Source organism: Paenibacillus septentrionalis (assembly GCF_042659865.1).
GTDB lineage: Bacteria > Bacillota > Bacilli > Paenibacillales > Paenibacillaceae > Pristimantibacillus > Pristimantibacillus septentrionalis.
Map to the genome: position 1 here is coordinate 584,730 of NZ_JBHSTE010000003.1, position 21,129 is coordinate 605,858.

Annotated in this window: 11 protein-coding genes; 9 read left to right on the plus strand and 2 right to left on the minus strand. The window is 41.5% G+C overall.

Annotated features, from left to right (window positions below):
• The first annotated feature begins 209 nt into the window (after positions 1–209).
• The 4 genes from ACFP56_RS11285 to ACFP56_RS11300 all read left to right on the plus strand — a co-directional run bounded on the left by ACFP56_RS11285 (position 210) and on the right by ACFP56_RS11300 (position 11,208).
• Positions 210–4,346: an AAA family ATPase gene (locus ACFP56_RS11285; protein WP_379234425.1), complete on the plus strand. Its 4,137-nt coding sequence runs from the start codon at positions 210–212 to the stop codon at positions 4,344–4,346.
• 197 nt (positions 4,347–4,543) lie between these two features.
• Positions 4,544–4,933, plus strand: coding sequence for a GntR family transcriptional regulator (locus ACFP56_RS11290; RefSeq protein WP_379234427.1), 390 nt, complete (start codon positions 4,544–4,546; stop codon positions 4,931–4,933).
• Between the two features lie 6 nt (positions 4,934–4,939).
• A complete protein-coding gene (locus ACFP56_RS11295) occupies positions 4,940–6,328 on the plus strand; it encodes a DUF5808 domain-containing protein (protein ID WP_379234429.1) in 1,389 nt (462 codons plus the stop codon).
• A gap of 308 nt (positions 6,329–6,636) precedes the next feature.
• The gene (locus tag ACFP56_RS11300; RefSeq protein ID WP_379234431.1) at positions 6,637–11,208 is read left to right on the plus strand and encodes an endo-1,4-beta-xylanase; all 4,572 of its coding nucleotides are present in this window, start codon (positions 6,637–6,639) and stop codon (positions 11,206–11,208) included.
• A gap of 203 nt (positions 11,209–11,411) precedes the next feature.
• Here the strand turns inward: ACFP56_RS11300 and ACFP56_RS11305 are convergent, their stop codons facing one another.
• Positions 11,412–12,788, minus strand: coding sequence for an ABC transporter substrate-binding protein (locus ACFP56_RS11305; protein ID WP_379234433.1), 1,377 nt, complete (start codon positions 12,786–12,788; stop codon positions 11,412–11,414).
• A 440-nt stretch (positions 12,789–13,228) separates the two neighbouring features.
• Between ACFP56_RS11305 and ACFP56_RS11310 the strand changes: the two genes are divergently transcribed.
• The gene (locus ACFP56_RS11310; protein WP_379234435.1) at positions 13,229–14,017 is read left to right on the plus strand and encodes an AraC family transcriptional regulator; all 789 of its coding nucleotides are present in this window, start codon (positions 13,229–13,231) and stop codon (positions 14,015–14,017) included.
• Positions 14,018–14,475: 458 nt separating this feature from the next.
• The gene (locus ACFP56_RS11315; RefSeq protein ID WP_379234437.1) at positions 14,476–14,940 is read left to right on the plus strand and encodes an ion transporter; all 465 of its coding nucleotides are present in this window, start codon (positions 14,476–14,478) and stop codon (positions 14,938–14,940) included.
• Between the two features lie 90 nt (positions 14,941–15,030).
• On the opposite strand, the gene ACFP56_RS11320 is transcribed toward ACFP56_RS11315, so the two are convergent.
• Complete coding sequence (locus ACFP56_RS11320) at positions 15,031–16,182, minus strand: acyltransferase domain-containing protein (protein WP_379234439.1); 1,152 nt, start codon at positions 16,180–16,182, stop codon at positions 15,031–15,033.
• A gap of 284 nt (positions 16,183–16,466) precedes the next feature.
• On the opposite strand from ACFP56_RS11320, the gene ACFP56_RS11325 reads away from it, so the two are divergent.
• From ACFP56_RS11325 to ACFP56_RS11335, 3 genes are all read left to right on the plus strand, one after another.
• Positions 16,467–16,598 (plus strand): DUF4023 family protein, encoded by a 132-nt coding sequence (locus tag ACFP56_RS11325; protein WP_379234441.1) that lies wholly within the window; start codon positions 16,467–16,469, stop codon positions 16,596–16,598.
• Between the two features lie 154 nt (positions 16,599–16,752).
• Positions 16,753–17,841 (plus strand): DNA alkylation repair protein, encoded by a 1,089-nt coding sequence (locus ACFP56_RS11330; protein ID WP_379234443.1) that lies wholly within the window; start codon positions 16,753–16,755, stop codon positions 17,839–17,841.
• A 176-nt stretch (positions 17,842–18,017) separates the two neighbouring features.
• The gene (locus tag ACFP56_RS11335) at positions 18,018–21,113 is read left to right on the plus strand and encodes a hybrid sensor histidine kinase/response regulator (RefSeq protein ID WP_379234445.1); all 3,096 of its coding nucleotides are present in this window, start codon (positions 18,018–18,020) and stop codon (positions 21,111–21,113) included.
• Positions 21,114–21,129: the final 16 nt, after the last annotated feature.

Here is a 21,129-nt window from a genome sequence, read left to right on the forward strand (position 1 = left end):
GAAATCTAGCAATCGACTATCTAAAATTTAGTAAAAAATGATATAAAATACAACTCCCTTATATCAACTGCCTCTATTATGTTAATTGCAAGCAAATTATTTTATTAATAAATATTCGACTTATTAAATTTAATAGTATAATGGTTACCGTACTCTTTTATTAACTATTTTTCCATTATTACTTATATCGCATGATTAGGAGATCATACATGGAGTTGGCAACTGAATATCAACTATTATCCGATTGGCGTAAAGATATCGACATAAGACCAAGCATATACATAAAAATAGCAATCCAGTTGGCTAGCGTATTGTCACAGGAACATATGCAGTATGGCGCAATTGGAAACTTGAATACATCGCAAATCACGATTTCACCTGATGAGACGAATATCGTATGGTATTTTCACTCAAGTGAAAAGAAACTTGCCTACATGGCACCTGAGCAATTTGGCATTATTCAGCGCAGACCTGATATTCGCAGTGATCTTTATTCACTTGGCGTTATATTCTATGAATTATTATTTAACCATTTGCCCTATGAAACAGAGTCCGAGCAGCATTGGCCGCATGTCCATCTGTATGCTTCGCCAAAGCAAACCATACAGGAATCAGACAATAAATACGCGATGATCTATCGTGTTATCGAAAAGCTGCTGCAAAAATCACCTGAAGATCGTTATCAATCGGCATATGGCGTACTGTATGACTTGAATCATATCAGCAATGTGTTGCTGCTCAGCAACAATGCTATCCTTGGTGCTTATGTTCTAGGCGAAGGAGATCGCAAGCAGAGTCTGCATCTATATGATTATGTCCTCTCACGAAATATTTGCTTTTCTGATTTGGAAGTGGTACGCAAGAGCTTATCAGAATCGCCGCGAGTACATCTTCAGCTTTTGACAGGTGAGCCAGGCATCGGCAAAACGACTATACTGGAGCAATACTCTCGCTTGTTGGATCAACATGCTGCGACAGTGATCAGCATCACCTGCCAGCCGTCGGCGCAAGGCCCATTTGCGTTCCTTCAGCAGCTGCAGCAGGAGCTGCTTAGACACCTAATAGTAAAAGACATGCAAACTCTCCATGCTTGTCGAGCGCAGCTGGAAGTGGCGCTCGGAGACACACTTCCAGCATGGTTGCAGATGTTTCCAGTTGCCTCTTGGCTATGGAAGCAGACACTTCATCCCGTAGAGTCTTTTCCGAAGGAGGTGCTCCAGCAGGCCTTGCGCAAAAGCTTGCAGGTTGTTTTCGGACTTCTCAAGCCGGACGTGCTGCTGTTGGATGACAGCGATGAAATCGATGACGAAAGCCTGCACATTATGCTTGAATGGCTACAAACGGACCCTTACTCGATTATGGTTATTGCATGCAGCTCCTTAAGTCACCCAAGATGTATCGAGAACAGACTGAAGCAGCGTACTAATCGACTGTATATTAAGCGAATCGAGCTAGAACCTCTTCAATTAGGCGACATCAGACAATGGCTTAGCCATGCAATGCGTGAGCAGTCGACTCGTATCAGTCGAATCAGTCATATAATCTATCATTGGACTGGTGGCAATCCAAAGCATATTATCGCCCTGCTAGAAAGCTGGATGAGCAAACAAGCCCTTTATTATGACAGGAAAAAACATAGATGGAGCTGGGAATTACATCGCATTTCCAATGACCCAGATGATACGGATAGCATTTCGCTATTGCGAGCTAGCTTGAAAAAGCTACAGACAGAAACGAAGCGATTGCTCTCTTATGCTTCAGTTTTCGGTATGCAATTTTCAGCTGAACGGCTGGCAACGATACTCGAATCAGATGTGAGGCATATTCAGCAGCAGCTTGCCGATGCGATCGAACTAGGATTACTTGCACTCTATGATGATAGTATTGTGGAGCACCCAGGCGAGGAGCGGTCGCATTACTTATTTCTTAATTGCTTGCATCAGAAGCATTTGTATCAATCGCTATCCAGGAAAGTGCGCGCTACTCTTCATCTCAAAATTGGCAACATGGTGCTAAACGATAACATTGAATTAGCGAGATATCATTGGAATAAAGCCGTTCCGGTTATGAAGGATAGTATCAAACAACGGCTGGTACAGCTAAATTATGCGAAGGCAATACATGCTTATCAGCTGCACAATTATCAAGAAGCTGCACATCAATTCAAACAAATTCTGTATATACTGCTTGATGAAGTGTCGCCTGATCCGGATTCGCTTATTTCATATTTTCACAGAAAGAAGCAGGAGCCTGATACGTTTGTGCTTCATATTTTTGTCCATCTATCGATTGCGCTTAGCTATGGACAGGATGAACAAGGAAGGCGTTACTTCGAGCTTGTCGAGCAATATCAACACCATATGGACTCTTTAGATCACTTGAAGATGTATCTTATACAGATTGAGCAAAGCTCCTTTATCGATAATGAAAAAGCGGTTGAGCTCTCCATTGCTGGGCTGCAGCGCTTTGGCTATCAGGTGAATGTAAGCTCACAGCCTTCAATTGCAATACTTGAAGTGCTGCGAACAATCCGAGAGGTATGTGTGTATGCTAAGTATCTCTTCCGAACTCATGTATGTGAGGAGAAAGCATATGTTGCACAGTGTCAATTAATGGGGGGGCTTCTGTTTCCCTATTTGATTCACGACGTTAACGGTTTATTAATACAGTTATCGAGGTTTATACGATATGGCTTAAAACAGGGCATGCATCAATCCTTTCTTCATATTCTTTCGGCTTATGAAGTATTGATTCAACGCTGCTTTCCTACTCTGTACAGGACCTGGCCCAAATCACTCATATCTCAGCTAACGCTCTATATTAAGCATACTGCTGAACAAACCGTGCCACCCAATACGCTATATGCGAACACGTTGCTACGTCAGCTGGAACAGCCGCTTGAGGCAGAGAAGGAATTGTTGCACATTAATCGAGTAGCCAATGAAACCTCGAACACATTGATGCAGAATATTTCTGCGATGACAGCCATTGTCGTATCGCAAGGTCATCCCGTACAGTTAGCTGAGATTTTGCAGCGAATCGAATCTGACAACATGCAGCCGTATATGGCTAGCATTCAGTTTTATAAGACATATATACGAGATTATTATGAAGCATGGCACTCACGAGAAAAGCTGAAAGCTTTCATTCAATTGAATGAGCGGCAAGAGGCTGATCCAATCGACAATTACATCGCGATTCAACGTGCAGAGCAAGCATATTTGGCGGGAGAATTTGAAGTTGGTATGAAATGGATTCGGATTGCTCGTGAAAATGAGCTGCGGATCGATTGGATTCGCAATCGCAGAATGCGTGTATTCGAAGCATTGTTAGCTGCGCAGCTTTATTTCATTGCTCCTTCACCAGAAAAAGCACGCTATAGAAAACTTGTATTGCGTCGTTTAAAGCGGATAAAAAATTGGTCCGGGGCATTTGGCTGTGGAAGTTCAGCGCATTTACTTCTTCGTGCTGAAGCAACACGCATAGAAGGAGACAATATCCACGCAATCCCGATCTACGAGCAGGCTGCTGAACAAGCAAGAATCGAAACATACACCTTACTGGAAGGGATTGCTTACGAGCAGCTGGCATATACGTGTCGAGACATCGGGTGCTCAACAGACTTTTATCTTGCAATCGTCGATGCAATTGCTGCCTATCATGCATGGGGTGCAAAGGTAAAAGCGCAAATGCTGACGGATCGCTATCTCGAGCATAACGATACGAGCCTGACAGCAACCAGCCTACTTGAGAAATCAGCAGATGTTACCTGTCAGAGTGAAGCGGTGTTGCGTCTAAACGATAAGTTTACTGCTGCAAGCTCCCGCTGGACATGTTCAGAGAACGATACTGATATTGAAATGTCAAGTGCTCAGGAGGATTTCCTCCGTACCATTACATTGAAAACTGGGGCTGAACGCTCGCTGCTTGTGCGATTGTGCCGTGACGATGTTGAAGTATTAGACAGTTATAGCGTGGATAACAATTTTAGTAGAATCTCCAGCAATCACGGATCAACACAGCCGTTCAATCATCTGGCACTGACTTTGCTGCGCTATGTGCACCGGACAAATGAACATATTTTACTGGATCATGCTGCTGAAAGTAAATACAGAAATGATCCTTATATTCAGCTCAATCAAGTCAAATCTATATTGTGCATGCCTTTAACCCTTCCGGGAGAGAATGCGCCATTCATTCTGTATGTTGAGAGTCGATCGATATCACGCATTTTTTCTTCCAAAACGATAGAAACCATTGAACTGCTCAGTACTAAATTGCGTTACCTGCAACTGATGCAGCCTGCAATTGTTGCTGAATTTGAACCTCAGCAGCTATCCAACTAACTATTGCCTGACACCTAACGTCATAACTTAAACAACTAGTGGTTCTTGCACGCGGCCAGTTCTCGATTGATACATCGAGGATTGGCCGTGTTGTTGTTATCCGCTCTTATTGGCCTTTGCATAAATATCGACTTGAAACTAAGTATTATTTGTATTATTATATATAATACAAATAATACTTAGACGGGAGGCTGCTAATGGTTATTTCTTTAAAGCTTGACAGCGATACCCCCTTATATGAGCAGCTGCGCAACCAAATCGTAATCGGTATTGCAACAGGAAAACTATTACCGCAAGAAAAGCTGCCCACCGTCCGGCAGCTTGCAGAGGATCTGGGGATCAATACAATGACGGTAAATAAAGCATATGCCTTATTGAAGCAGGAAGGCTATATTGTGATCGACCGAAGACATGGTGCCAAGGTCAACTGGCAGCCTGCCGACCTCACTGATTCTACAGAGCACACCGCGAAGCTTGAACAAAAGCTGGAGCTAATTATAGCAGAAGCCGTTATTCATGGAATAGACAATGAACACTTTCATAAGCTCTGCGAGCAAACCTACGAGAAAATGAACGACTATCATTAGGACGAGGTGATTGAGATATTCAGCATTATTATTACAATTCCAACCACGATTTTATTTTTGGTACTCGTGATAACCTATCGTTCTATCTCTACTTATAAGAACGGGATGATGTTTGCTGTAACCTTGCCGGCACATGCCACGGAGCATCCTAAGCTGCAAAGCATCCAGCACCAGTATAATAAACAATTCAAACGGTGCTGGCTCTCTATGCTGCTTGCCTATTTCCCTATTTTCATTATGTATAATTGGCCTGCCTATCAAATCTCTTATTATTTATTTTGGACTTGCGCATTCGTCATTATCATCGTTATTCCTCATCGTAAAGCGTTTCGTGCAACTTTACAGCTTAAACGGGAAGAGGATTGGTTCGTAGGGAAAAAACATGTCATTCAAGCAGACCTGCGTGCCGCTCAATTGAAAAACAAACGTACCGCACCGCTTGAGCTTTTCATTCTGCCTCTGGCATTAGGGGCATGGCTGACCTGGTGGTTGAACAGCAAGGATATACAGCTAACTGCACTTGGCATTAGCGCTATTGCCACTACTGTGCTCTTTCTTGGCATTTCATTGTTAATTCGCCGCAGCAGGTCTACGGTTTACAGTGAGAACTCAGAGGTTAATATCGCGTTAAATCAGAACAAAAGAAGATCGCTGTCGTATCTGTTTTTCTTGCTCGCATTAGTGGAAATCGTTCACTTTTACTTTATCGCGCAGCTTCTATTACAAGAACAGCCAGCAATGTCGCAGCTATGGCTCATCCTTTCGATTTTATATACATTGATCCCGCTCCTGCTCATCATTGCGGTCTATTCCAGCATTCGCTCCGTCCAGCGCAATATGCTAAGTCTTGATGGGTCGCCTGTATACAGTGACGATGATGAATATTGGGCGAATGGATTTACGTATCATAATCCCTATGACAAAAGTATATTGGTTCCCAAGCGTGTTGGCATCGGTGAAACAATAAACACTGGAACAATGGCTGGCAAAATCATTATGGGTGGAACGATTGGCTTGCTAATCGCTGTTGTGCTTGGCGTATCGTTTATGCTTATTCGCTCAGAATTGATCTCCCCTACTATGTTGATTAGTAGTGAGCAGGAGATTACCATTGATTACCCGATGTATTCCTTTACGTTCAATGTTGAAGACATTGAAGAGGCCACGCTCGTTGATTCCATTCCTACTGGAGTAAAAACCAATGGCGAGGCGACTGGAAAATACTCACGCGGACATTTCCGCTTGCAGGAGATCGGCAAAGCGAGATTGTATGTATTCCGAAACAATCCGCCATATATTAAGCTGACACTAAAGGATCAGGTTGTATACTACAATGAGGAAAACCCGGAAATGACGGAAGAAAGATATAAGGAGATTGTTAATGCTATGAAATAATGTATAGTTACAGTAGTTGGCCCCCGAGATATTCTTCGGGGGTTATTTTCATATCAAACGTTATACAAAATCGGGTTTGTAATTCCACTATGTAGTTGATTTGCAGAATTTATCCGTTGACGATTCTCTGTCTAATTCGTTATTAAACCTAACTCATTTAAATTTTAACTTTAAAAATTGCAGTAAATTGTAAAGTTATTCGGGTAAAAAGGAAAATAATGTACAGCTATAATTTAGAATAGGGAAATAAAGCGCTTTCAAAATAACGCGTGTTTATGTCCCATATCAATATAGGGGGAATGACTTAGATGAAAGGTAAACACACGAGATGGCTTGCTATTTTGCTAGCCCTCACTCTGCTGCTGCCATCAGGCTTGCTTACTCCAATTGCAAAGGCTGAGACGCAAGCAAACGGAAACATCGTATACCACGAGACTTTTGAAAGCGGTTTAGGCGTGGCTGTACCAGCTGGAACGGTTAATTTGACAGCAGCTTGCGTTGTTTTTGAGGGAAATGAAGATGGATACGCTGTTCATATCAAGGAAAGATCAGCTAGTTGGCATGGTATGGATATTCCCTTCAGTAGCGTCGGAATGGAAAACGGTAAGACCTACACCATTACCGTAAAAGGCTACGTTGCTAGTGGTGTTGACGTTCCAGATGGTGCTATCGCACTAGTGCAAAACGTTGATAGCTATAATGGTCTATATCTCAATAGTAGCCTTGAGGCAGGCAAAACATTCACATTAAGTGGAACGCACACGGTAGATACAAGCAAGGATCGTGCGTTGCGTATTCAAACGAATGATGCAGGTAAGGATGTTCCTTTCTACATCGGAGATATTTTAATTACAGCTGAAATAGAAGAGCCTCAAGAAATCATTACTTATCACGAGACTTTTGATAATGGTTTGGGGTTGATCACAAGTGCAGGCAACTCTAAACTGACTCCTGTTTCTGATGTTAAATTCGAAGGAAATGATGACGGATATGCAGTTCATGTCACGGAAAGAACTCTAGACTACGATGGTATTGATATTTCATTCAGCAGCGTTGGAATGGAAAATGGCAAAACCTACAACATTACAGTGGTAGGCTACGTCGCTGAAGACGTAGATGTTAATGAGGGTGCTGCGGCATTGGTTCAAAACGTTGATAGCTATAGCGGTTTGTATCTCAATACTAGCCTTGAAGCTGGCAAAGCATTCACATTAAAAGGAACTCACATCGTAGATACAAGCAAGGATCGTGCGTTGCGTATTCAAACGAATGATGCAGGTAAGGATGTTCCTTTCTACATCGGAGATATTTTAATTACGACGCCCAAAAGTTCCGGTGAAGAAGAACCAGGTGAAGAACGTCCTCCAGCCAAAGAATTCGTACCTATTACTTTTGAAAATCAAGAGTTAGGTGGTTTTGAAGGTAGACATGGTGACGAAATACTTACGATAACAAATGAAGCGAATCGTACAGAAGGTGGACAGTATTCCCTCAAGGTAGAAAACCGCCAGAACACTTGGCATGGTCCTTCCTTACGTGTTGAGCAATATGTAGATAAAGGCCATGAATACAAAATATCTGCTTGGGTGAAATTAATCTCTCCACAATCTGCACAGCTTCAATTATCTACTCAAGTTGGCAACGGTGATGGTGCAAGCTACAATAACCTGCAAGGAAAAACAATTAGCGTAGACGACGGTTGGGTGAAGCTTGAAGGAACCTATCGCTACAGCAGTGTAGGCAATGAGTTTCTATCCATTTACGTGGAAAGCTCCAACAATAGCACCGCTTCATTTTACATTGATGATATTACGTTCGAGCCTACTGGTACCGGTGTAGTTGATATTGAACGAGATTTGACTCCGTTAAAAGAAGCCTATGAGGACTATTTCCTAATCGGAAATGCGGTATCGCTAGGTGAATTTGAAGGAACTCGACTAGAGCTACTGAAAATGCATCATAATCTTATATCTGCGGAAAATGCAATGAAGCCAAGCTATGCATACGATGAGCAAGGGAATTTCGATTTTACCGCTGAGGATCAGCTTGTTCAAAGGGCACTGGATGAAGGCTTCAAGATCCATGGTCACGTACTAGTATGGCATCAGCAATCACGTGAGGAACTTCATACCGATGCAAGCGGCAATCCATTATCACGTGAAGAAGCATTAGAAAACTTGGAAACACACGTAAAAACAGTTGTTGAGCATTTTGGTGATTCAGTGATTTCATGGGATGTCGTCAATGAAGCCATGATCGATAACCCACCTACTCCATCAAATTGGGAAGCTTCGTTGCGCCAATCTGGTTGGTTGAAAGCAATTGGGACTGATTATATTGAATACGCTTACCGATTTGCCAAGGAAGTCATTGACGAAAACAATTGGGATATTAAGCTTTATTACAATGATTACAATGATGATAACCAACGTAAAGCAGAAGCCATTTATAACATGGTGAAAGAAATAAACGAGAAGTACGCTGCCGAAAACAATGGTGAATTACTCATTGACGGGATTGGAATGCAGGGGCATTATAACCTAAACACCAATCCGGAAAATGTTAAACTTTCTTTAGAAAGATTTATTTCTCTAGGTGTTGAAGTAGGGATAACAGAACTTGACATTACAGCAGGCGCTGACAATGTATTAACTGAACAACAAGCTCAACAGCAAGCGTTTTTATATGCTCAACTGTTCAAGCTTTACAAAGAAAATGCTGAACATATTTCTCGCGTAACGCTCTGGGGTTTAAATGATGCAACAAGCTGGAGAGCTGCTCAAAGTCCCCTTTTATTCGATAGAGACTTGAAAGCAAAGCCCGCATACTATGCAGTTATTGACCCTGAGAAGTTTATTGAGGAGTACGATGGTGGTGGAGAAGTAATTGAGGCAAACCGCGGAAATGCGCTATACGGAACACCAACAGTTGATGCCGAAATTGATCCAATTTGGAATGACGCTCCTACATTACCGATTAATCGCTATCAGATGGCTTGGCAAGGAGCAAATGGTTTCGCTAAAGCACTTTGGGATGAAGAAAATCTATATGTTCTATTCCAGGTAAGCGATTCCGCACTTGATGATTCAAGTCAAAATCCTTGGGAACAAGATTCAGTCGAGATATTTGTAGATGAAAACAATGCCAAAACAACTTTTTATCAGGATGATGATGGTCAATATCGAGTAAACTTTAATAATATTACATCCTTCAATCCAGAGGGCATAGAAGTAGGTTTTGAATCTGCAACGAAAGTCAGTGGATCTGGATATACGGTAGAAGTGAAAATTCCATTTAAAACGATAACACCTGAACACAATACACAAATTGGCTTCGACCTGCAAATTAATGATGGTAACAATGGTGCACGACAAAGTATTGCAACATGGAATGATCTAACAGGCCGTGGTTTCGAGAGCACGTCTGTATTCGGTGTACTTACTTTAGTTCAGGAGCTAGACGATACCGTTGATAACGAGAATGATAATGAAAACATTAATGACAACGGTGAAAATAGTAATCACAACCATTTAATCAGCGTTGAAGGTAGTACCAATGCCATGTCTCTAGCTCATAATTACAAAATTTTAGCTAATCTTAACTCCAGCAAGAACAGTGAACTTATGACTGTATCCAATGCCTGCGGCGGTAATGGCGGCAACCCTCCTAGACCTCCTGGTCCAGGATCGGATTCAAACAATAACAATGATACTGAAAGTGGAAACAATGGTACAATCGTTCCTGAAGTTACAACTGCAAACAATCAGGTTACAGGCAAGGTAACAGCGGAGCAAATCACTCAAGCACTAGCTAACGCAGGCACGGGTCAAAATGGCAAAAAGCAAATTGTCATCGAGCTTGCCAAGCGAGCAAATGCGCAATCCTATGAAGTGCAGCTTCCGGCTAAGAGTTTGCAAGAGTTGAAGCAAGCGGAGCTAGCTATTAAAACAGAATTTGCAACGATCATTATACCAAGTGACGAACTGCAGGGTATTCCTGCTAACGCAGAGCAGATCTCTATTCGCGTCTCCCCTGCTGCTACTGATCATGTAGATGCATCAGCTCGTGAAAAAATCGGCAGCCGTCCAGCTGTAACAGTTAATATTCTAACAGATAATTTAACAGCAGCTAGCATCAGCGAAGGGGCAGCACTAAGCATCTCTATTCCATATACAATCAGCACTACGGAGCAAGATGATGCAGAAAGCCTAGTTGTATGGCATATTGATGAGAATGGTCAACCAACAACAATTATTAACGGTCGTTATGACGAAAAAACAGGCACTGTAACGTTCCAAGCGCCTCAATCCGGCAGCTTTGCAGTAGCATTTGTCACGAATTCCTTCGAGGACACGGCTGCATTACCGTGGGCGAAGAAGGCTATTGATGCTATGGCAGCACGCGATGTGATAAAAGGCGTTTCATCAAGCAGCTATGCACCACAGCAATCTATTAATAGAGCAGACTTCATCACCTTGCTAGTTAGAGCGCTGGAATTGAATGCTGAAGCTGGCAGTGAAGCAGCCTTCAACGATGTGCAGCCATCTGCTTATTATTACAACGAGCTGGCTATCGCCAGATCACTAGGCATCGCTTCTGGTTACAGTGACAACAGCTTTAGACCAGGAGAGCAAATCTCACGTCAGGATATGATGGTTCTTACAGTACGTGCACTTGCAGCTGCTGGAGTAAAATTAGATACTGACGGTTCTCTAGCTGCTTTCACTGATTCTGATAGCTTGAATAATTATGCACAGGATCAAGCAGCAGCACTAGTAAAAGCAGGTATTATTAACGGTAAAAATGGCAAGATCGCACCACAAGATTCATTAACTCGTGCTGAGGCAGCCGTTATTCTCTACCGCATCTGGAAGCTATAACATTATTCATCAGAATTAACGATCAACATGCCCACTGCTCAAGCAGTGGGCATGTTGATCAATAGGAAGCGAAAAGCTCCTGCCTTTCTCCCTCATTCGGCTGAGATTGGGATCGCTCCAGGTATAAGTAAAAAGCAAGCTTAGAGGCATCTGAATGACCTCTAAGCTTGCTTTTATCATGTCTAATTATTAATCTCTATTGCTTATTTCCACAGCTCATCTGCTGCTGATTGGAAGGTTTCCTTATACTTCTCGATTACAGTTGAAACTGAAACGCCGTCTGTAAGCTCTCCAAGGAACTCGTAATATGGCATTGAAGGATACGCATCAGGACCTTCAATAACTCGAATACTGCTGCTAGCTAATCTTGCATTCTCAACGTCTGCTTCATCGCTGAACCATTTTTCCAAATCTGCTTGTCGAGGATAGTCATACATAGATTCAATGTCATAAATTTTTTCCCATAAATAAACAATTTGCTCTGGATTCTCAACAGCTTTTGGAATTGTGTAATAGTTAGGAATTGTATTATAAGAATGATAGGTTGAGCCGCTTGGACCTTTCGGGAACGGCAGATAACCGATATCATATTCTGCCATATCTGTTTTTAAGGAATCCATATCATAATCTGGACCTGGCCACATTAAAGTATTGCCCTGAATGAAAAATTGCTTAGGCTCAGTCCAATCTCCACCTTCAGTAGGTCTTGCGACAGCTTCTGTAGCCATACGGTTAAGGAAGTTCAGTACCTCTAGTGTTTTAGGATCCTCAAGATTTTGCTGTCCTTCAAGGAATAAATTCGTTTCATTCGCTGCCAATGCTGGAATTAGAAGATTACCATTTGTTAATCCCCACGTATCAATCTTACCATCGTTATTCGTATCTCTATTGGCATCTTTTGCAACCTGAATAAATGTATCCCAATTCCAGTTATCCTCATCAATATATTCCTGTAGCGGCTTAATTCCTAATTGGTCCATTAGCGTACGGTTATAGAAAACACCGTGACCCGCTCCAGCTACACCAATACGGAAGCCATAACCTTCTCCATTAAATTGGGAAAGCTCAGTTGTATATTGAACAACAAACGCATTATCATTAATAACGTATTCATCAAGCGGCCAGAATAAATCCTGCTTAACAAGCGTTGGAATCATCCATGGTCTAGCTAATCGAATAATGTCACCGATAGGTTCTCCAGCCATCAATGAGGCTTTAACTTTATCTTGATATTCGCCGTAATCTACGACAACATATTCAACATTAAAGTTGTGCTTCTCCATAAGTGCTTCTAAATTTTGTTTCAATTTGATTGTATCTGGACTGTTCTCTGGAATAGATTCATCGTACCAAGAGGCAATCTTAATTGTTCTGCCGCCCATATCGAAATCCATTTCCGGTGTTACATTTGGATTGACAGTCTCCTCAGGAACATCTTCTTCACCATTGTCCGTATCAGTCGGACTATTCGTCTCTTGAACAACCTCGCTATTGCTTGGTGTTGTTCCACCATTACTGCTGCAAGCCACCATAAAAACCAACATCATACAACATAATACCATCATTAACTTGCGTACCATCGTGAAGCCCCCCTTTTATTGAATAGACAGCGCTTTCATGATTGTGATCTATCGCTTGGGCAGCGCTTTCATGATTGCTGTTTAACACGTATTGTTTAAGATCCGTATCGCTGCGTCCAGCATACAGAATTGACAATTTGTTTTAAGCAACGTGCAATCACATACAAATTATATAAATGCTTCTATACACTAACCATAGAGTTTCTAAAGATTATTTGTATTATTTCAATATGTTTTTATGTTGGATGCTCTTACTGCAATAAACAATTAAGCGCGCTAACTCGTTTTTGTTCGTCATCCTCATAAGAAATTCATTTTTTCTGAAATGACCTAGTCTTTCACAGGTTGTAACCTTTTATCGTCATTGTACAATGATAATAGATGATTTACGTTAAGCTTTCTCTCGTTGCATGTATGCCTTAATAAGGAGGTCATCATTCATGGATTTTGAAAGATATGAGTTTCTAAATCCAAATCTTTTTCATTTTGTTGAGAGAAAAGACATGCCTGATTGGAAAATAGCGCATAGAGAGAACCACTTCCACGAGCTTTATTTCATGCTGGGAGGAAAAACTGTATTTCATGTGAATGGTCAAAAGTATATCGCTCAAAAAGATGATATCGTCTATATACCAGGGGGGAGTGTTCGCCAAGCCTACACCGTAAAGGATAATCCAATGCATGGCTTTGCGATTAATTTCCACTGGTTGAACGATAACCATATCCTGCTTCCCTTTGATATTGTCATGAAAAATAGAATGAACAATGACATTCTTTCTTACCTTAAAGAAATCCAGTACCTGCAATTCAATAAAACATCGTTCTGCACCTTTAAAGAGCGAGCGCTGTTTATGCTGTTGCTTAATCAGTTGTTTCATCTGTATTACTATAAAACACAAACGAATATCGACCCAAGAATTAAAAAAATCGTTGATTATATCCACCTGCATTTTGCTGAAACGGTAGAGATCGAAATGCTCGCAGATATGGCGAACCTTCATGCTGTTTATTTGGGCAAACTATTCAAGGACAATACAGGCTTTACCATAAAAGCATACTTGAATAGAGTTCGAGTAAACCATGCCGAGCAGCTGCTCGCTGGAGGGAAATCAAGCGTTTCTGAAGTTGCGGAGCAATGCGGCTTTCGGGATATTTTCTACTTCAGTAAAGTATTTAAAAAGACGAAAGGCTATGCCCCTTCTGTCGTTACGAAAAAAAAGATTATATAACAGCTAGTTTACATTCGTTATAAATGAAAAGCGTCCTTCCTCTGCAAGGGAAAAGACGCTCTTTTTCTGTTTATAACTGCTTGTCAAAGCTTGCTATTACCAATCTCCGTAGCTCGCGCAACGATCTACGGAATGCCGATCGAAATCGCTCCAATCGCGAATAGAATACCTATAATAACGCCAATGACCGCCATTCCTATACCAATATACTGAAGGGAAGTACCACTCTTCTCTACTGCATCTGGGATACATAGCTAACCTACCTCCTCAAACTCGCCTCTTTTTACACTCTATGCTTGTGCCCACTGAATCGCGCCTTTTTTCTATAAAATAGTATAAAATAGGCTTAATTCAACAGCATGTTTATCTGTCTCATCAGTCGTTTACATTCGACACTTCTAGTCGACCGCATTCAAACGTGGTACACTATTAATTATTTCAGCATGGAGGCGCATTTCGTGGAACGGTTGTATCTAAAAAAATGGTATCTTATCTTCTCCTTTTTATTGTCGTTGTACTTAGTCGTCGTTACGATTCTAGGCTTTACCTCAATTTCAAAAGAAGCCTTGAAGCCGCTTGAGCAAATTGCCCATTATATATTGTGGTTCTTTGTTATTGAGCTTGTCGTTATCTTTATTAAGACGAAAAACATGCGCAAGTTTTTCAAGGAACAGTGGCTTAGCATTATTGCCGTGGTCTCAACCATTTCTGTTACGTATTTGATTAATGCTGTCGCTGGCATTGGTTCATTAACTGGTCTAAAGGCATTAAAAGGCGTAAAAAGCATGAAATCAATTAAAGCAATGAAGTCGATCAAGCTATTCAAAGCGACTAAAGGCACAAAGCTTGCCAAATCGTATAAAATCGGCAAAAAGGCATCCAAAGCTGCCAAAGAAGCAGAAAGTGCAAAGCATACTACATAAGTAACCACTTCCGCACATAGAGAAATAGGGCAGTTGTCTGGCTTATCGCCAACAGCTGCCCTTTCCATATCCTTACATGATTAACTCTGCTTATTGGATCTTCTGCGTATAGCTGACCTCGCCAAATGATCCACATCGATCAAGAAATACGCCTCTCATATCGAAGATTTCTTTCTCCTCATGAACGTATTCAAGCACTTTTCTTCTTAAAGAAGTATCAGGCTTCGCATCCTTTACTTCCAGCATTTCATTAAACACAAAATTCCAAAGGAAGTTAATTGAGCCCGCAGTAGGATATAAGTAAAATTGCTCCTGAAACTTCACAATATTGCTTGATGGAGGAAGCATATCACGAAGCTGTGGTGTGAAGAGCCATGTGTGACAGACCATTCCTTTTGTTTTGGCCTCAGGAAAATGCTCTGCAAAAAATTGCTTAGCCTGTTTGTAGGATGCTTTGACGCTCTCCATATCGAAGGACGTATCTCTTGGAATGTGAATTTCAAACAACAGATCATCCTTATCCAATATCTTTTCCCATTCATTGCGTGAAAGCCTTACCTGCTCACTCTTGGCTTTTCCTTCCGGTGTAATGGGATGCCCAATGTACTCCGAATTTGTTTCTATATAGGTCGTAACAAAGCCATCGTTCGTCTTTTCTTTTTTGCAGACGCCTTGCATATCTCCGCTTGCTCGAAGCTCCATACCGTCACCGCATAATAAGAGAAAGGACTTTTCCTTTTCATTATAAAAGCCTTTCACCTCTCCAGAGAAAGGAACTGCCAAATACTGCATACTTCCCAATCTAAACATTCGAGCTTCAAGATGACGCCATATCCAGCTAAAATTTCTTAATGCATAATAGCCTACCAGGTTATAGGCATTCTGTACCCAGACGCCAATATCTCTTAATGTATCCACGAAAAGCTCATCACTTAAGCCAAGTTCAGCATATTTTTGTTCCGTGAATGGCAGCTTTTGCAAAGCGGCGTGAAGATATAACAAGGATGCATGATTGCCCAGCACCTCTTCAACATAAGGATCGATCTTCAGCGGCTCCCAAACTGTTGTCCAATAACCGCTTTCAATATTGTCGGCATAAAACGTTTTATAAATCTCAAGCAGCTTTTGATCGTCATGCAGGCGATCGACAATTTCAAGTAAAATATCAGTCGCGCCTTGCGGCATTAAAATTTTGTTGCAATAATGCTGTGTTCGTTCTTTTGATAACAAGATAAAGTCCATCAGATCACCTCTAAAGTTGATAAATTCAAGTTACTTATAAGAATCGGACTTTCATTTTCATTTGACATTGTATACATATATCTGTTCGTTCGAACAGCACAGCATGGAATAACATGCATGCCTACTACTAATATAGCAAATTTCCTTCATGAATGGAAAAGAGCAATGCTGCACAGGTTGCAACAATGCTCTTTGTTTTCCAGTTTAGGACGTGTAAAATCAAACATATTTCATGATGAACGTGGTTAAACTAATCTTCGTATCTAAACAGAGGAGGGTAACACATGGACAGCACTGAAAAATTTGTAGAAGATCTACATGAAAAGCAACGTAAACATGAAAAAAGCGAAAAACATCATAATAAATCACATGCAGGTCATAAACTTCCTAACAAGCAGCACAGCACTAATAAATAATTGGCATCTTCATGTATTGTCCGAGAGTATACGCTCTCGGATTCATCCTTCTACTTACGATTATCCTCATTTGATTAACTCTTCTCTCAACAAAAGTCCATAAGCAATGCTATAATGTATCTAGTTAATTTCGAACTAAAGAAAGGAATTGAAAATGACGGATACATTAGCAGGGAGATTTTCCAGCGCATTTATCACTCATTTTGCAGCTATTGTTAAACAACGGTACTCTAGCTTCAATACCGAACATTTTGTGGAGCTTGTTTTTGATGGCGAGTGGAATAACAAACCGCTGAAGCAGCGTATTCGGCATATTAGTCTTTCTCTTGGTCAAACTCTCCCATCCGATTATCGTGAAGCTATCGCAATATTGTCAGATATTAGTCCAGCTTGCACAGGCTTCGAATACTTATTCTTTCCCGACTTTGTAGAAGTATATGGACTTGATGATTGGGAAACCTCTATGCAGGCACTTGCCAGATTCACCTCGTCCTCAAGCGCGGAGTTCGCTGTTCGCCCATTCATCGAACGTGATCCTAAGCGCATGATGCAGCAGATGCTGGAATGGTCAACAGATGCCAACCATCATATTAGACGATTGGCTAGTGAAGGCTGCCGTCCCAAGCTTCCATGGGCTGCTCCTCTCCGTATGTTTATAGATGATCCTGTACCGATCCTCCCAATTTTGGAGCGTCTCAAGGCAGATGAATCCGAATACGTTAGAAAAAGTGTTGCGAACAATCTCAATGACATTGCCAAACATCATCCTGAGAAGGTGCTGCAGCTAGCGAAGGCTTGGCGTGGACAAGACCCTCGCACCGACTGGATCATAAAACACGGCTGTCGTACACTGCTGCGCAAGGCAGATCCAGAAGTATTGGCCTTGTTCGGGCTGAACACCGCGCCGAAGGTGGTAATTAAGCAGCTCCAGCTGTCTAGTCAGCAAATCAGGATTGGTGAAGCACTTAACTTTTCATTTTCAGTGTGCTCTAGCGATTCAGCTCCTCAGCTGCTGCGCATCGAATACGCAATCGACTTTGTTAAGGCCAATGGCAAAACGTCGCGCAAGCTGTTCAAAATTACGGAAAACACCTTCGATCAGACAGATAAGGTATACAATCGCACACACTCGTTCAAGGATCTGACAACACGCAAGCATTATCCAGGGATACACCAGGTTACAATCGTCGTCAACGGTGTGGATCAGATATCAGAGTCATTTAAGGTAATGGCAGCAACTTGAATGAAATATCCAGCGCACCCTGACGTAATCGTAAAGGGTGCTTTTTTATTGAATCGAAGGCTACATAATAAAGTCAAAATTGGATTGCGTAGACAGCAACAATTAACTACGATAAAATCAATCTAACATTTGCTATCTATTTCTAAGCAAATAGTAGAATTGAAAGGTGAAAGCTATTGTTTGCACATACATATAAGAATAAGAGAAAAATAGGACTAGCTATCGGCATATTCATATTATGCCTCTTAGCTTTGCGCGTAGGCTGGCTTCTGTATTTCAACGCTCCACAATATGAAACTGCCATAAAAGGGAGCGTTGATCTTCGCCAGAAAACATTAACTGAGCATGAAACGATATCTCTCAATGGCGAGTGGGCTTTTTACCCTGATACGTTTATGATGGAGGACGCTGCTAATGATCACCAGCAGCAATATCTACATGTGCCGGGAAATTGGAAGGAAACCCTAAAACCAATCAGAGGATCAGCGATTGGTATTGGAACATACCGATTACATATTCTACTTCCTGAACAAGATGATTCAATATATGGACTCCTATTAAAGAATTTTGAATCGTATGCGAGCGTTTATGTAAACGGAGAATTGATTAACAAGCATAATCTAGCGGACAAGCATCCAGTCCAAAAAGTGAAAACACAGGGTCCGATGACTGTTGTCTTCACTACCGATGCCAAAGAGATTGACCTTGTCATTCAAATTTCGAATTTTGATAGTGCTGATGCCGGTGGTTTGCAAGGCTCAGTTTACTTTGGGCTGCAGGCAGCTATTGCAAAGGAAACAGCTTTTTCTCAATCCCTGCAATTGCTCGTCAGCATGATTTTTTTCCTGCATAGCATCTATGCACTAGCCATCTTTTTCTTCAGCAGAGGAACGTATTCAAAAGAATTGCTTTATTTTAGCTTATTGCTTGCACTTAACGGATTAATTCTATTAATTGATGATCATGTTTTACTGCAGCTGCCTGTAGAAAATAAGTACTATATTAAATTTCTGTTTGTCGTGCTTATTGGGCTGGTTCTTGCAACGTTAAAGTTCATCAATGAATTGTATCGGATTAGATCCCGATTCTCGACAGTGCTGTTTATGTTATACATTCCAATCGCAATTATTCTAATGACGACTTCAGCATTGCACTTAATCCCGGTACAAATGCTTTTGGGGACCTATGCATTGATTATCGCGATGCAGTTTCTTGTTCCAACAATATCTGCTGTTAGAAAGGGGAACACGGACGGAATATTTATTCTGTTCTATATCCTTTGCTTTATATCCAATGGTGTTTGGGGTATCGCTATAAAAGCTAATGTTGTTAATATTCCTTACTATCCAATCGATTATATCGTCTCGATTATGGTGATTGCCCTTCTCCTTTTCCGGCGTCATATGAGCGTTGTTCGTCTGAACAATGAGCAGCGTATTAAATTGGAAAAGGCAGATAAGCAAAAGGATATTTTTCTTGCCAACACCTCTCACGAATTGCGTAACCCGCTGCACGGCATTTTGAATATTGCACAAGCGATGCTTGAGGATGAGGCTTCGCAATTATCGAATAAAAGTAGATCGAATCTGGAGCTGCTGCTGCAAATTGGTCATCGTATGACCTTTACTTTGAATGATTTGTTGGACTTGAATCAATTGGATGAGGGGCGCATTCAGTTAAACGTAAAGCCGATCGATGTCAAAAGTGTTACCTCTGGCGTCATTGACATGATGCATTTCATGAAAAACACGAGCAAGCTAAGTATTACCTCTCATATACCGGCCGCTTTTCCTTATGTAAACGCGGATGAGAGCAGGGTTATTCAGATTCTATTTAATGTCATGCATAATGCGGTGAAGTTTACAGATGAGGGAAGCATTACCGTTAGTGCCAGTCATGACGATCATGAAGCCACAATCTCTATCACCGATACCGGTATAGGAATGAGTCAGGATGAGCTGGATCGCATCTTCCATCGCTACGTGCATTCCGACAAGGATGGTCAAGGCGGGATCGGACTTGGGTTAAACATTGCTCAGCAATTAATCGAGCTGCATGGTGGAACGGTTAAGGTACAGTCCGAGGTTGGCAAAGGAACAACCGTTTCCTTCACGTTGCCATTAGCACACAGCGCGACAGAGTATCCTGTGGATTTAGCTACTGCAGCAGCATCAACTAGCCAGCATGATGACAAGGAAACATTAACGCTTCACTCGGATAAACAACTAAATGGCAACATTCTCATCGTAGATGATGACCCGATTAATTTAAAAGTTATACATAGCATCCTTGAAGACCAGTATCATATCTCGACCATAAATAATGCAGAAGATGCTTTAAGAATGCTACATACTGGACAATGGGACCTTGTCATTTCGGATGTTATGATGCCTCATATGTCAGGTTATGAGCTGTGCAAGGAAATTCGCAAGCAATATACGGTTGCTGAGCTTCCAATCTTGCTGCTGACAGCGCGTAATCAAACAGCAGATATCTATACAGGCTTTCTTGTTGGTGCGAACGATTATGTTGCCAAGCCCGCAAACACATTAGAGCTAAAAGCTCGCGTTCATGCACTCATTACTCAAAATCAAGCGAATCAGGAGCGCTTTCGTTTGGAAGCAGCTTATTTACAAGCGCAAATAAAGCCCCATTTTCTATACAATACACTGAATGCGATCGCCTCTTTAGGCGAAATTGATTCGAATCGAATGATTGAGCTGCTAAATGAATTCGGTAATTATTTGCATAGAAGCTTCAATACAAATAATACGAAAAACTTGATTCCTATCTCTGATGAATTTGAACTTATCCGTTCGTATTTATATATTGAAGGGGTACGATTTGAAGAACGTTTGAATGTGACATGGCATATTGAGAATCTTAACGACATACTCATCCCGCCACTTTCTATCCAAACCCTTGTTGAAAATGCATTAAGTCACGGCATTCTGCAAAAAGATGAGGGCGGAACCGTTCATATATCCGTGACGAATCATGCTGACCATCACTTGATTGTTATTAAGGATGATGGAGTCGGAATGACTGTGGAGCAAATCGAGGAAATCATTTCTGATGAAAACCGTCATAAGCAAGGAATCGGAATTGCCAATACAAACCGACGCCTAAAACAACTCTTCGGCGAAGAGCTCCGAATTGAAAGTGAGCTGAATAAAGGGACAACCGTTTCCTTCCGTATTCCAAGAGCATCGGTCTTGCCCGCCTCCGATTCAAATCTAGAGAAGGAGCAAATCGATTCCGGAAACCGCTAATGGCTCGCAATTTAAA